Here is a 14,062-nt window from a genome sequence, read left to right as displayed (position 1 = left end):
TGAATTGGATATCTATCATTCTACCATCACTTCACCTTGAAATTAATCCGCCTCCCTTATATGGCGAATAAATTATATAGCTAAAAACCCTAATTTCAGCTGATTTTAACTATAGAAGGATGCTTTCATTTTTTTAAATTGAACAAAAAACAGACGCCCTGGCAGGAGGACGCCTGTTTTACCATTAATATAGTTTTTGCAGTGCTTCTTTATTGAAAGCTAGAAGATCATCTGCTCTACCTTCATGAACTTTCTTCACCCACTCGGGGTCCATTAATAAGGAACGGCCAATGGCCACAAGGTCGAACTCCTCACGATCCAGCTTGTCCACTAAACCGTCAAGACTTGTTGTACCAGCACCAGAGAAGTCTGTGAAGACACCATCAAGACCGACAGAACCGACAGAAATCACTGGTTTGCCGGACAGCTTCTTCGTCCAGCCTGCAAGGTTTAAATCAGAACCTTCAAATTCAGGCTCCCAGAATCTTCGGGTTGAGCAGTGGAAAAGATCCACGCCTGCTTCTACAAGCGGCTGTAAGAACTGCTCCAGCTCATCAGGCGTGTGAACCAATTTCGCTTGGAAGTCATTCATCTTCCATTGAGAGAAACGGAAAATGATAGGGAAATCTTCCCCGACTTCACGACGGCATGCTTCCACGATCTCTACGGCAAACTGTGTACGCCCAACGAAATCGCCGCCATAACGGTCGGTGCGTTTATTAGTGTTTTCCCAGAAGAACTGGTCGATCAAGTACCCATGAGCCCCGTGGATTTCAATCGCATCAAAACCGAGGCGCTTGGCATCCGCTGCTGCTTTGGCATAGGATTCCACCAATGCCTCTACCTCTTCTGTCGATAATGGTTCATTCACTTTCTCTCCATCCAGACTCAAGCCTGATGGTCCCACAGGTGATGCTTCTTCATTGGGAAGATCCCCTTTGCTGCGAGTCATTCCTACATGCCACAGCTGCGGGGCAATTTTACCGCCGGCCTCATGTACTTGGTTCACGACATCAGCCCAGCCGTTCAACGCCTTCTCTCCATGAAACACAGGAATATTCGCACCAGATACAGAAGCTGGATGGTCGATCCCTGTTCCTTCTGTAATGATTAACCCGACTTCATTCTCCGCACGTCTGCGGTAATACGCGGCCACTTCCTCATTAGGAATGTTGCCAGGTGAGAACCCGCGTGTCATTGGAGCCATGACGGTACGGTTCGGAAGATTTAATTTATCACTCGTAAATGTTTCGAATAAAGGTTTCGTTGTTGTTTGGTTTGTCATTGATCTGCCTCCTTTTCAACGATGTCTGTCATTATCACAGATCAAAAAGGGGAACGAAAGAAATCTGCTTCGATCCAGCACATTGAAGTGGAAATGGACGGATGCTCAGACGGTGTATGATCTATCCATAGAATCCATACTTAGCTTGCTATAATAATAGGATAAAAAAAGCTGAGAGTTCTTTTCACTCTCAGCTTTTGGAATGCCGTTATTCTGCTGCAAATTCAAACGTTTCTTTATAATCACCAGCTTTTACAGTTAGAGATACCTTTCCTTCTTTTAAGAAAGTGATGGTCTGATCTTCACGGTTGAACACAGCTGTGGCATCCGTATTTTTTGTGCCTTCTTCTGAAATCAAGAGATTTTCCGATCCTTCATATCGAATGGTTGCAGGGTAGTCCAGAGGGAACTCCCAACCAGCTGATTGGTGGCCGGTCAATTCTACTTCCACCGTTTCATTTAAAGGATAAATCGTTTGATCCACTGTCACATCCTGCAAAATGGGGCGGATGTCAGCATGAATCCACGGGTTTTTCTCCAATCCTTGATAGGACGGGTGGTGGAGGCGGTGGTCTGGTTGATAGTCAGGATCGATACTCATTACTGCGTAATTGAAGAATCCTCCATCATGCGGCGCACCGTATGTTCCTTTTCCTATCGGCCCTGTAATCATATAAGGAATACCGTCTCTGCGATCAAGGTTGACTAGCGAAGCATGGGCGGACATAACCATGGCCGGTTTTCCACTATCTTCACGGAAATCTGTCAGCCAATCCTCTAAGAGGTCTGCTTCTTTTTGATCGGATAACGCATGGGCAGCATCAGGAAGTGGATCTTCTAATGGGTGGTGACCATAGACGAATACATTGTTGATGGTTGGATCTTTTTCCGCTTCATCAAGTGCTGATTTGATCGTGAACCATTGTTCTGCATTGCTGATTCTAAGTCCACCTTTAGAAGTGTTGATTTGGATGAATCTCGTTCCTTTATGATCGAAGACTTGATGGTCCGGGCCAAAGAATTCCTTGAAATTGTCGAGGTTGCCTGATCCATAAACTTCATGGTTTCCTGGTGCGACATAGTAGGGTTTATCAAGGTTTTCTTCAATTAAGTCCTTGGCGAATTGGTACTCTTCATCTGTGTCAAAATCAACAACATCTCCATTAAACAAAACAAAATCCACATCTTGTTCGTTGATTGCCTGCAGCACTTCCTCGGAGTTTTGAATTTCTTTGCTGTCTTCATTGGCACTGATCAATTGCATATCAGAAATGACGGCAAACTGCCAATCTTCTTCTGGGAGTTGTCCATAATCCAAAATAAGCGGGTCTTCTGTTTTCTCTTCTTCAGGCATTTCCAACTTCTGGGCTACTTTTGCCTGGATATCATCAATGATGATGGACCCTTTATCTTGTTTATTGCGATCTGTTTCCACTAGGTAGATTCTGTCCAAAACCACAGGGTACTCTACACCGTTTGGAAGTTCTGCTTCGACGTATTTCCAGCCATCCCAGTCTACACTGTAGTCCAGGTTCAATGTATGATAGACATTATTGCTGTCCTTGACTCTCGCACGGAGCCAATGGCCATTTCCTTCTGACCCATAAACATTGACCCCGATTTTCTTCACATCCCCGTTCATTTCAAGACGACGATCTGGAGGAAACATATAAGCGGCTCTTGTTCTTGTCGTTGTGGTGAAATCATAATCCAATCTAAGGGCGTTCCCATCGGTTAAATGATTGTTGATGTAGTTTAGTTCTGCCCCCACGCTGGATGGATATTTAAAAACGGTCCATGGATTAGACTCCTCATCAAACGTTTCCGCTATTTCCGTTTTTAACCCGATCGTTATACCGAGATTCGTGCTCAGTTCTCCGGCTTCTGCTTTTACGATAGATGCTCCCGAATCAACAAGGGCTTGAATGGTAAAGGAACCATCCTTATTCGGATTGATTTTCAATTGATCCTGATTATAAGTCAGCTGAACATCCCGCGGTTCCAAATGTGTTTCATAACCTTCCTCATCTTTCCCTGTGACCATGAACGTCGTCGTTTCTCCCTTTTCCAACCCCATTTGAAAAGGCTCGATGGCGAGTTCTACAGGCTCACCGAGGACTTGAATATCTTTGTACGTATCATCGCCCCTATATTTAGCCCGGACTTGGTTTTCTCCAGCGTGCTTAGCAGTAAAGATATTCCCGTCAAAGGACCCTGCGTTTCCACCTTGCCATTTGACATCAGTTTGATCGATATCAACAGGAGCATAAGCCGTATCATACCCAGAGGCTTGAAACACTCGGCTGAAGCCTTTGAACACTCGGGTCGAGTCGGTTTCAATGTTGAACCCATCCAAATCGCCTGTGGAAGCCGTACTGTAAATACCGATCCCATTCGGCACTGCTCGTTCACTGCCATCGGAAGGACTGTTGAAAACATTCAAATTGTCCTTACCAAGTTCTCTTGCGACAAGAGTAGAAGAGCCACCGCCGTCTAAATTAAGAGCATTGTAAGCCCCTTGTTCTTTCATAAAGTGAGCGAGTTCAAGCATGGTCATTCCGCGGCTGTCCGTTTGCCTTCCATCAATGGTGACAAGAATCATCTCCTTGCCATCTTCAGAGAATCCAACAGCCGTTCTTGGATGGCGATCACCGTTATCGCTTGTATTTATTTCTCCATCCTTGAGAAGTTGGGCACTTCCTCCAATGGCAAATTTCATATCCTGATAATCTGGAGACGTCGAGTAGGAAACTTGGACTTGATCGCCAACCGCTAGCTCTTTCAAAGGAAAGGCTTGTTCTCCCTTACCAACGATCAGAGTTTCGTTTTTTTCAAGAGGCTGATTGTAGACTTGGTTGCTTAATATTTCTACTACTTGCTGGTCTCGAATCAGCACTTCCGTATAATGGTCAGAACCAGTCATCATGTGGGTACGGCTGGCCTCTCCCCATGCGGAGGTGTACATGACCGTTTCATTAACATAAACGGTGGGCTGATTGATGCCATCCAGTGTCCATGAACCAACATCGGTTTTCACTTCCCCTTTGAGAAACGCATGGGCGATCGAACCAATACGGTCATTTGAAACGGAGGCATGGGTACGACCATTGCCGCTTTTCATAAGTTTTCCGTCTTGTACCATGGTTCCGATTGGAGCGTTTGTATTACTAATGTCAAAAAAGTCGCCGTTCACACCAGCAATCGCTCCGGATTCTTCCATTTGTTCACTGATGGGAGCTTTATCTGTCACATTTCCAGGTGTTAGTAGATGAGTAGAAAGAGTATTTTCTGATAAGTTGGCTTTCATCACATCCGCACGAAGCCACCCCGCTACATCAAAACGGTCGATTTGAGTTAATGTCAATCCTAGAGCAATGGAAGTCGTTTCTTTTTCTTCATGAATGACTGGGTGAAGGACTTTCTGAGAATCAGAGGATGTGGCTTCTGTTACCGGAGTGTCTGAACTTTGTTGTTCATTGGCAAGGACGGTGGTCGTAGGCATGAGCATTGTGGCGGCAAGCATGGTGGATAAAAACGGCTTGTACTTCACGTAACTTTCTCCCCTTTATGTATGAATTTGTAATGTAACATATGAATCTACTATAAACGATAAAGGAGAACTATAAATAGGACGTAAACCCGGGGTAATCGTTTTGCAAAGAAAATTGATGCATCTGGAGGGGGGCAAACTACTTATGTGACTAAAATAGGAGCCGGATAGATTTTACATATCAAATGCCTCAAAAAACCCCTGATCTCCTTCAAGAAAATCAGGGGTTTTATTGAAATGGCATATATATCCATGCAACTTGTTACATTCGCTTACGATCAAACCAATTAGGAACCCGCCCAGACATCTTTCGCCAGTCGGCCGGATCGCTCAAGCTCATCTAACCAAGAAGCAGCCTCCTGTTCACTTACTTGTTGGTGGTCCCGGTAACACTCCACAAGCGTATTCGTTACCTCGGGAGCCATTTTGCTTCCATCCCCACAAATATAGAGACGGCCTCCTTGATCCAATAGAGAAAGGATCGCTTCCGCATTTTCCTTCATCATATGTTGGACATAAACCTTTTCACCATGCTTATGTCTTGAAAAAGCGGTATGCAGGTCAATCAATCCTAAACGTTCCGCTTCTTTCAATTCCTCTTCGTACAGAAAGTCCTGTTCTGGGTGACGGCACCCGAAATAAAGGTGGGCTTCACCAAGCGTTGTTCCTTCCTGCTGCATCGCTTTACGAGCCTGAATGAATCCTCGGAAGGGAGCGATTCCAGTTCCCGGTCCGACAAGGATCATCGGGGTTTCAGGATCTTCCGGCAGTTGGAAATCTGATTGAGGTGTGCGGACAAAACAGGCGATTTTGTCTCCGATATCTCTTGATGCGAGATAGTTCGAAGCCACACCCTCATAATTTCCTTTGCCGCTCCAAGCCTCTCCTCGAACAACACTCACCGTCACACTCGGTTGATGTGCATCAACACGAGGGGAACTGGAAATCGAATAATAACGGACTTTCAAAGCTGGAAGCAGGGAAATGAATAGTTCGAACTCCATTTCACAAGAAGAATAGGCTTCCAACAGCTCAAGCATCGTTAAACGTTTTTCCAGAATCTCAGTTTTATAGTTTTCATCCTCTACGAGTTGTTCCAGCTCGATTTTGTGAGGCGGGCAAGGATTACTCGCTGCGAGTGCACGGATTTGTGCACGAGTCGCCGGTTCCTGCAATTCCACGTAAGACGATAACAATTGGTGGAGTTGAACGGGTTGGCCTGTAGGCAGATGGGAAGCCCGGCCGGTTCCTTCGCTCAAAATTACGTGCTCTTCTCCTTTGATTCCGAACCGGTCCAAAACCCTGTTGATAAGGGCCTGCGTATTTTCCGGCACGACACCCAAGTGATCTCCTTCTTTGAAAGTCATGCCTGCAGGAAGTTCAACCTCCACGTGTCGGGTGCTGCGCTCATCAGACTTCAACAGCTCCCTGTTTTCAAGCACAACAGCTGTGAAGGCGTCATAGGTACGAGCGACAGGCGTGTAGCTCGTTCCACTGACGAACTCCATGGAAACGGGGCTTGAGGCATCCTGTCCTTCTTCCAAATCCAATTTAAAATGGTCGGCTAGAGACGGCCATAGCTTCTCTTCCCATTTTTCCAAATCACCATCAAAGTCTTCGCTGGCATCACCTTCTCCTCGTTCAAGCAGGCGGACAGCTCCTTTCGCATCGAGCTCGTGATCGATCGTTGCAGGAACCCGTTGATAAGTGCTCGCCCAATTGCGGTCTCCACAGCCAAAAACGGCGTAAGTTACACCGTCAAGGTCTGCTTCCTCAGCAGAAGTCAGCCACTGGACGAAAGAGGTCGCGTTGTCTGGCGGATTGCCGTTGTAGGAGGCCGATACGATCAAGGTAGCTCCTTCTTTCGGAAGATTCCCTGTCCATTCATCGAGCGGAGCCGTCGTTACGGAAAACCCTTGATGGCGGGCAGTTTCAGCAAGCTCCCGGGCCACGCCTTCTGCTGTCCCCATGTTCGACCCGAACAATACAAGGAATGGAGTGCCATGGGACTCACGTGCGGGAATATCCTTCGTATCTTCCTTTTCATCAACGTCTTGTGGCTTGAACCCGTTGAATTCTCTTCTCGTTTTCACTTTCATCGTCAGCCCGTCAGGCTTGAACGTCAACGTTTCTTTGACATCCAGTTCATAATCAGTATGATCTTCAAGATCGAAATGCTGCAAAACCATACCGAGAACGAGGGTCGACTCATGGAGGGCGAACTGCTGCCCGATGCACGCTCTTTGTCCATTGCCAAAAGGCTTATACGCATGATGTGGGATGCTCTCTGGATTTTCAAAGCGTTCCGGATTGAATTCCTCCGCATCGTCTCCCCAGACGGTCGTATCCCTGTGAAGCTCCGGAATAAGCAGGGTGAACGTATCCCCTTTTTCCACCTCGTATTCGCCATCAAGCGTTGTATCCTCCTTTGCATACACAGAAAACGCTGGAGCGGTCGGCCATAGGCGTAAAGCTTCGTTCAATATCATCCGCACGTATTTCAACTGTTTCGCTTGTTTATAGGAAGGGGTATCGTCACCAAGCACTTCATCCACTTCTTCATACGCCTTCTGTAACTTATCCGGATGTTTCAACAAATAGTACATGGCAAAAGAAAGGAGTCCACTCGTCGTTTCGTGTCCGGCGATGAGGAAGGTGATGATTTGAAAACGGATATTCTCATCATCCAGCGCTTCCCCTGTTTCAGGATCTTTCCCTTTCAGCATGTGACCAAGCAGGTCGTCCTCCCCTTGATCTCCTGCCTGTTTCCTTTCTTCAATTAATTGATCGACTAAGTTGAACATGTAATCGATATCTTCTTTGAATTGTCGTTTGGATCGGACCATCAGCTTATCCTGGATCCCCAGGCGCTGCGTCTGACTCATCGATTCATCAAGCGCCCGCACCATTTTTTCTATGAAAGGATGCGAATCTTCCCGGTAGAAGCTGTTGAAACGGTAATTGAATCCGCACAAACCGATGGTATCAAGCGTCAGACGTGTCATGTCATCAGGTACATCAACTTCTTCATTCGGATTCAGCCTTGCCCATTTTTGGATCAGCTGGGAAGCAAGGTCGATCATTTTTTCATGATAGCCCTTCATGGCTTGCTGGCTGAAGCTTGGCAGCAGGATATTATGAGCCTTCTTCCAATTCGGTTCTTCCGTTCCACTTGTGAACAAACCATCACCGCCAAAAGCGCGTACTTTTTGGAGGGCAGGCCCTACTTTTTTATCAAAACGCGTCTCGTCACAGATTTCAGCAGCAAAACGTGCATTAGAAATAAATGTACTGACCCGTCCCGGAAATTGGAGTTGATAGATCGGACCAAGTTCCCGGGCATGCTTCATAAACGACTGCACGGGTTTTTCTTTGTCAATGCCCGGTAAATTCCCGAGCGGTCCATAAGATTTCGGTTGTGGAAGATTTTCTATATGATTCATGGACAAACACCTCTTTGATCGTATTGAAGATACCGGAATGAACATTCATTCCGCTTATAGGAGAAGAAAGCTCTGCCTCATCACTCATGATGACGCACAGCATCCCAGCAACTTTCCTCGACACCTGCCAATAATTCACCCGTCGCTTCGATCTCACCTGCACGGATCAATTTGAATAGCTCAAGAAATCCGCCGAATATTATCGCAATCAACGCCTTTGATGGCAGATCCCTGATTTGTTCTTTTTCTTTCCCTTCATCGATGAAGTCCTGGAGAATCATCAACAAATGATTGAATTGACTCCGGCTTGTCTCATCAAGGAAATAGGCGGCGTTATGAGTTTTTATAAAATAAAGCGCGTGCTCATGCTCATTTGTAAAACGAACCATCCCTTGGAACAGATGATGAAATTGATCACGGATCCCCGCGTCTTTAGGGTAATCTTCTTCAAGCGTCTTCGTGAACAAAGCCGCGTAATGTTGAAACAATGTATTGACGAGAACTTCTTTATTCTCGAAATAGCGGTAGATCGTTCCCGCTCCCACTTTCGCATCACTCGCAATCATCGGAATCGTTGTGGCATCGAAACCGCGTTCTGCGAATAGGGACAGCGCGCTTTGGAAAATATGATCACGTTTACTTGTTGTTGTCGGCATAAAAACTTCCTCCCTCCTATGCGGAATGAACATTCATTCCTAATCAGCTTAGTATATTTTACTGTGCCCTTCAATCAATCGAAGGACTCATAATTATTCTTTTTTAATAAAAAATCGATGCCAATTCCCGCTCCGTTACTACTGTAAAAGAGCTTGGGTCTGGCACCGATTCCAAACAGCAATCATGCAGTGGCTTGTTGTTTTTTCGTCGTCAACGTAAAAAAGATTACCGCACCAATCGAAGCTGTCGTAAACAAGATCGCTCCCATCGGTACAGCCGTCGTCTCATCAAGACCGACAAGCGGAGATACTGTCGCGCCAAACAACAATGGCAGCATCCCGAGCACCGCACTGGCACTTCCTGCTCGGTGGCCTTGATGCTCCATCGCCAAGGTAAACGTACTTGTCAAAACCATTCCCATCGCTGTCATGTAAATGAAGATAGGAATGACGATGGAATACAACGGTCCTTCGACAATTGTCATCACTAAAAGGAAACTCGTCGCACTGACAGCAACGAGTACAGCGGTCCGAAGCAGACTTCTTTCATGGAAGATCCCCCCGAGACGCCCGACTAAAAAGCTTCCTGTAATGATTGCCAGGCCATTAATCCCGAATAGCACACTAAATGCTTGAGGGGACACGCCATAAATGCCCTGATAAACGAACGGTGTTCCGGATACATAAGCGAAACTTCCCCCATGGACAAAACCGATGGTCAGGGCGTACCCGATGAACGAGCGGTCCTTCAGCAGGCGGCCGATGGTCAGAATCGATTCTTTCACAGAGCTTGGGATCCGCTTTTCTACGGGAAGGGTCTCCGGTAATTTTCCTGCAACGGTTAAAACGATTGCTACACCTAAAATACTTAAAACGAAAAAGATCGTCTCCCATGTAGCGAATGGTAAAAGTAAAATCGCTCCCCCTGTCATCGGGGCAATCATCGGAGCTGTCGCATTGATCACCATGAGTAAGGCGAAAAATTTCGTCAGCTCTCTCCCTGAAAACACGTCTCGCACGACGGCCCGCGAAAGGACGACCCCGGCAGAAGCTGTGAAGCCCTGGAGGAAACGAGCGATGACGAGCACAAGGATATTAGGCGCAAGCGCACAAAGAAAGGACGCCAGTGCGAAGAGGGAAAGGAAAATGATGAGTGGTTTCTTCCTCCCTTGCGAATCACTGACCGGGCCTACGACGATTTGACCGACGGCAAGACCGATCAAACAGGTCGTTAAGCTAAGCTGAACAAGGGACGCGTTTGTCTCTAAATCGGATGCGATCCCCGGGAAGCTTGGCAGATACATATCAATGTTCAATGGACCTAGAATTCCAAGCATTCCGAGTAGGAACGCCAGGCCAATTCTTTCTTTTCCTTTTGGATTATGCAACATAATTAAACACCTTCTTCTATTCTATCTACTTTTTTTAAAAGACCCCTGAGTAATATCCCCACGTTCTCTAAGCTGTTAAACTATGATTTTATCTTTATTCACCAAGGAAGTCTATTCATCAGCATAGAAAAACCGTTCCATAAAACAGACATGGAACGGTTGGGATCTTATCCTTGATAATACTCTTTAACAAGCTCCCCCATCACCCTATTGGTTCGAAGCGCTGTTTTTCCCGTGCTTGGACAAGTTCCTTCTCCCAGCAGCTCATCAACGATTGTTTGAATATGAGCCTGTTGAATATGTTTCGGACGCTCGAAGTAAAAAGATTCTTCCCCTGAATCGGTGACAAGGACAACCGGCTTGTCATCAAAGGTGGAAAACTGTATTTCTCCTTTTGTTCCAACAATTCGGTTATCATCCTCATTCTTATAAGAAGAAAAATTCCATATCCCTGTTCCGACAGCTCCGCTCTCAAATTTCCATACACCGCTGACCGTGTCTTCAGCTGGATAGGAATCAGCAAGGTTCAGCCCAAATCCTCTCACATCTTTCAGAGGTCCAAGCAGGTAGTCGAAAACGTCTAACGTATGAGAACCGACATCGTAAAATAATCCTGCCCCGCTTTTTTCCGGAATCACTCGCCATGGCCAATTCCCATGCTCATCCTTTTGCACAATCTTCTGGGTCTGCTGCATTGAAGCAAATCGTACATCTCCGATGGCTCCTTCTTCCAAAAGTTCTTTTACTTTTAAGAACCTCGGCAGGGATCTCCGATAATAAGCAATAAATAAAGGCACACCATACGTTTCGCAAACTCGGACCATTTCTTCACATTCTTCCAAACTATTTGCCATCGGTTTTTCCACATAGACAGGCTTTCCTGCTTTGGCTGCCATGATTGTATATTCTTTATGGGAAGAAGGTGGCGTGGCAATATACACCGCATCCACTTCGTCATCATGGATTAAATCCTCCGCCTTGTCATACCATTGAGGCACACCATGACGCTCGGCGTAGTCTTTCGCTTTCTCTCCATTTCTTCTCATAACAGCTTGAAGTGAACTTTGTTCGATCAACTGAAAAGCTGGACCACTTTTTACTTCTGTCACGTCCCCGCATCCTATGATTCCCCATCTGATCGTTTCCATCTGAATTCCTCCCCGCATTTCTTTTCTTAGAATTCAATACATAACTACTATTCCGTTACAACTTTAGCATAATAGGGACAGACACTAAAATATGGAAGCCTTCCCCTTTAAGAAGAATCCGAGTCCGATATTTTTCGTGAAGGCCATTCCCGGTATATTACAAGGGCATGGCAAAGGAGTGGTTCCTTTTCCATGAATCATCGATTCGATTTTTTTCGACATTTTATATAAAAAGCGTTTTCAAAATTGAAAAGTTGTACTACACTACTTGTATACAAGTATACAAAGTTACACAAATGAGGTGAATAGATGAAGGATTCCAATGAATTTCTGTACCCGCTCCAATGGTTATCCAAAGCATCCGCTGGTGAACGTGTGGCCTGCGAGCTCCGAATGCGTATCATTTCGGGCACTGTTGAAAGCGGTTCAATCCTATCTGAGAATCAGCTGGCTTCCGAATTCTCCGTAAGCCGCTCCCCCGTAAGGGATGCATTGAAAGCCCTTGCTTCGGAAAATCTCATCCGATTGGAAAGGATGGGTGCACGGGTTCTCGATATCACAGAGAAAGAAATCCAGGAAATGTACGATGTTCGGTTACTCATTGAGAGTTTCGTTTTTGAACGGCTCGTCCATATGGAGACAGAAGAACTGGTCAAAGATCTCAGCAAGATTTTTGAAATGATGAAAATAGCGATTCAATACAAGGATGCCGATGAATTTTCCAAGCAGGACCTGGAATTTCACGATACGATCATCCGCTCGATCGGTCATTCTCATATTCAGATGATTTGGAATAACCTGAAACCCACACTCGAAAGCCTCGTCCTCCTTTCCATGAGATACAGGTTTGAAGAGATGTATGGAGACTTTGAAAGAATCATAGAGAACCACGAATTATACATTGAAGCCATTCGCAAGAAAGATCGCGACCTTATGGTTCAATCCCTGCACCAGAATTTCGATGATGTCGCCAAAGGCCGGGTCGAAGAACTATGGATGGCGCAGGAAACCTTTACTAAAGGAGTCGAAAAAGAAGATGACTAACTACATGCTCGGTATCGACATCGGTACCACAAGTACAAAAGCCGTATTATTCAGTGAAAAAGGCGATGTCATTCAAAAGGAAAGCAAGGGCTACCCCTTGCATACACCGGATATCTCAACGGCTGAACAAGATCCGGATGAAATTTTCCAGGCGGTTGTCACTGTCATGACCGCCATTATGAATGATCATAAAGACAAGAATCTCTCGTTTGTGTCATTCAGTAGTGCCATGCACAGTCTGATTGCCGTAGACAAAGACGGCCATCCCCTGACCCCATGTATCACCTGGGCGGATAACAGAAGTGAAGCATGGACGCAGAAAATCAAACACGAATGGAATGGTCATGACGTTTACAGACGTACAGGCACTCCGATTCATCCCATGTCTCCTTTGAGTAAAGTGACATGGATGGTTCAGGAGCATCCTGAAATCGATTCCATTACCAGCAAGTACATTGGAATTAAAGAATACATTTTCCATAAGTTTTTCGACGAGTATGTCCTTGATCATTCTCTTGCTTCCGCCACTGGAATGATGAACTTGGAGAAATTGGACTGGGATGAGGAAGCACTCCACATCGCAGGGATTTCCCGGGATAAGTTATCAAGGCTTGTACCAACCACGGAAGCTTTTACTTCCTGCAACCGTTCACTGGCAAAGAAAATCGGATTGAACCCTGAAACGCCATTTATTATCGGTGCGAGTGATGGTGTTTTATCAAACCTTGGTGTAAACGCTATCGGAAAAGGAGAAATCGCGGTCACGATCGGGACGAGCGGTGCGATCCGAACGATCATCGATCAGCCGCAGACCGATGAAAAAGGAAGAATCTTTTGTTACGCACTGACAGAGAATCACTGGGTCATCGGTGGGCCTGTCAACAATGGCGGAATGATTCTGCGCTGGATCAAAGACGAATTCGCTGCCGCTGAAATTGAAACGGCGAAGCGTCTCGGCATCGACCCTTATGAAGTCCTGACAAAAATCGCCGATGGTGTGAGACCAGGCGCAGAAGGATTGATTTTCCATCCTTATTTAGCTGGGGAGCGGGCACCGCTTTGGAATCCGGATGTCCGTGGGTCATTCTTTGGGCTTACCATGTCCCATAAGAAAGAGCATATGATCCGCGCGGCCCTGGAAGGAATCATTTACAACCTGTACACCGTCTACCTCGCCCTTGTGGAATGTATGGACACACAAGTAACCCGGATTCAGGCGACGGGTGGTTTTGCCCGTTCTCACGTATGGCGCCAGATGATGGCTGACATTTTTGAATCAGAGGTTGCTGTACCGGAAAGCTATGAAAGCTCTTGTCTCGGGGCTTGTATTCTAGGACTCTATGCCACAGGAAAAGTAGAATCGTTTGAAGTGGCTTCCGAGATGATTGGAAATACCCATCAACACACACCGGTAGAGGAAGCTTCACACGAATACCGGCAATTGCTGCCAATCTTCATTGATTTATCCAGAAGGCTGAGCAGCGATTATACAAGAATTGCAGAATACCAAAGAAGTTTAATTCACAAGTAAAACACACAACATGG

8 protein-coding genes are annotated in these 14,062 nt (G+C 45.9%); 2 read left to right on the top strand and 6 right to left on the bottom strand.

Translation table 11 applies throughout. The features are described from left to right. Nucleotides 1-184: 184 nt before the first annotated feature. The 6 genes from ACJA3J_RS08295 to ACJA3J_RS08270 all read right to left on the bottom strand — a co-directional run bounded on the left by ACJA3J_RS08295 (nucleotide 185) and on the right by ACJA3J_RS08270 (nucleotide 11,473). A complete protein-coding gene (locus ACJA3J_RS08295) occupies nucleotides 185-1,285 on the bottom strand; it encodes an NADH:flavin oxidoreductase (protein WP_406946002.1) in 1,101 nt (366 codons plus the stop codon). 208 nt (nucleotides 1,286-1,493) lie between these two features. After that, nucleotides 1,494-4,835: a phosphodiester glycosidase family protein gene (locus ACJA3J_RS08290; protein ID WP_406946001.1), complete on the bottom strand. Its 3,342-nt coding sequence runs from the start codon at nucleotides 4,833-4,835 to the stop codon at nucleotides 1,494-1,496. A gap of 287 nt (nucleotides 4,836-5,122) precedes the next feature. Continuing rightward, a complete protein-coding gene (locus ACJA3J_RS08285) occupies nucleotides 5,123-8,278 on the bottom strand; it encodes a bifunctional cytochrome P450/NADPH--P450 reductase (protein ID WP_406946000.1) in 3,156 nt (1,051 codons plus the stop codon). A gap of 80 nt (nucleotides 8,279-8,358) precedes the next feature. After that, the gene (locus ACJA3J_RS08280) at nucleotides 8,359-8,934 is read right to left on the bottom strand and encodes a TetR/AcrR family transcriptional regulator (RefSeq protein WP_406945999.1); all 576 of its coding nucleotides are present in this window, start codon (nucleotides 8,932-8,934) and stop codon (nucleotides 8,359-8,361) included. Between the two features lie 182 nt (nucleotides 8,935-9,116). Then, nucleotides 9,117-10,325 (bottom strand): Bcr/CflA family efflux MFS transporter, encoded by a 1,209-nt coding sequence (locus ACJA3J_RS08275; RefSeq protein WP_115894289.1) that lies wholly within the window; start codon nucleotides 10,323-10,325, stop codon nucleotides 9,117-9,119. Nucleotides 10,326-10,492: 167 nt separating this feature from the next. Next, nucleotides 10,493-11,473 (bottom strand): Gfo/Idh/MocA family protein, encoded by a 981-nt coding sequence (locus ACJA3J_RS08270; protein ID WP_406945998.1) that lies wholly within the window; start codon nucleotides 11,471-11,473, stop codon nucleotides 10,493-10,495. 309 nt (nucleotides 11,474-11,782) lie between these two features. On the opposite strand from ACJA3J_RS08270, the gene ACJA3J_RS08265 reads away from it, so the two are divergent. Both ACJA3J_RS08265 and gntK read left to right on the top strand, forming a co-directional pair. Further along, nucleotides 11,783-12,517, top strand: a complete 735-nt coding sequence (locus ACJA3J_RS08265; protein ID WP_406945997.1) for a GntR family transcriptional regulator — start codon at nucleotides 11,783-11,785, stop codon at nucleotides 12,515-12,517. Next, entirely contained in the window at nucleotides 12,510-14,048 is a 1,539-nt protein-coding gene (gene gntK / locus ACJA3J_RS08260; protein ID WP_406945996.1) for a gluconokinase, read from the top strand. The genes ACJA3J_RS08265 and gntK overlap by 8 nt, the downstream gene beginning before the upstream one ends. Nucleotides 14,049-14,062 lie beyond the last annotated feature (14 nt).

The sequence above is a fragment of the Halobacillus sp. SY10 genome, assembly GCF_045401165.1.
GTDB classification, from domain to species: Bacteria; Bacillota; Bacilli; order Bacillales; family Halobacillaceae; genus Halobacillus; species Halobacillus aidingensis.
Note: the sequence above shows the minus strand (reverse complement) of the source record. Positions and strands in the feature narration are given on the sequence as shown.

Coding starts and splice junctions, on each gene's coding strand:
- ACJA3J_RS08295 (WP_406946002.1), bottom strand. CDS start 1,285: ATGACAAACCAAACAACAACGAAACCTTTATTCGAAACATTTACGAGT.
- ACJA3J_RS08280 (WP_406945999.1), bottom strand. CDS start 8,934: ATGCCGACAACAACAAGTAAACGTGATCATATTTTCCAAAGCGCGCTG.
- ACJA3J_RS08265 (WP_406945997.1), top strand. CDS start 11,783: ATGAAGGATTCCAATGAATTTCTGTACCCGCTCCAATGGTTATCCAAA.
- ACJA3J_RS08270 (WP_406945998.1), bottom strand. CDS start 11,473: ATGGAAACGATCAGATGGGGAATCATAGGATGCGGGGACGTGACAGAA.
- ACJA3J_RS08275 (WP_115894289.1), bottom strand. CDS start 10,325: ATGTTGCATAATCCAAAAGGAAAAGAAAGAATTGGCCTGGCGTTCCTA.
- ACJA3J_RS08285 (WP_406946000.1), bottom strand. CDS start 8,278: ATGAATCATATAGAAAATCTTCCACAACCGAAATCTTATGGACCGCTC.
- gntK (WP_406945996.1), top strand. CDS start 12,510: ATGACTAACTACATGCTCGGTATCGACATCGGTACCACAAGTACAAAA.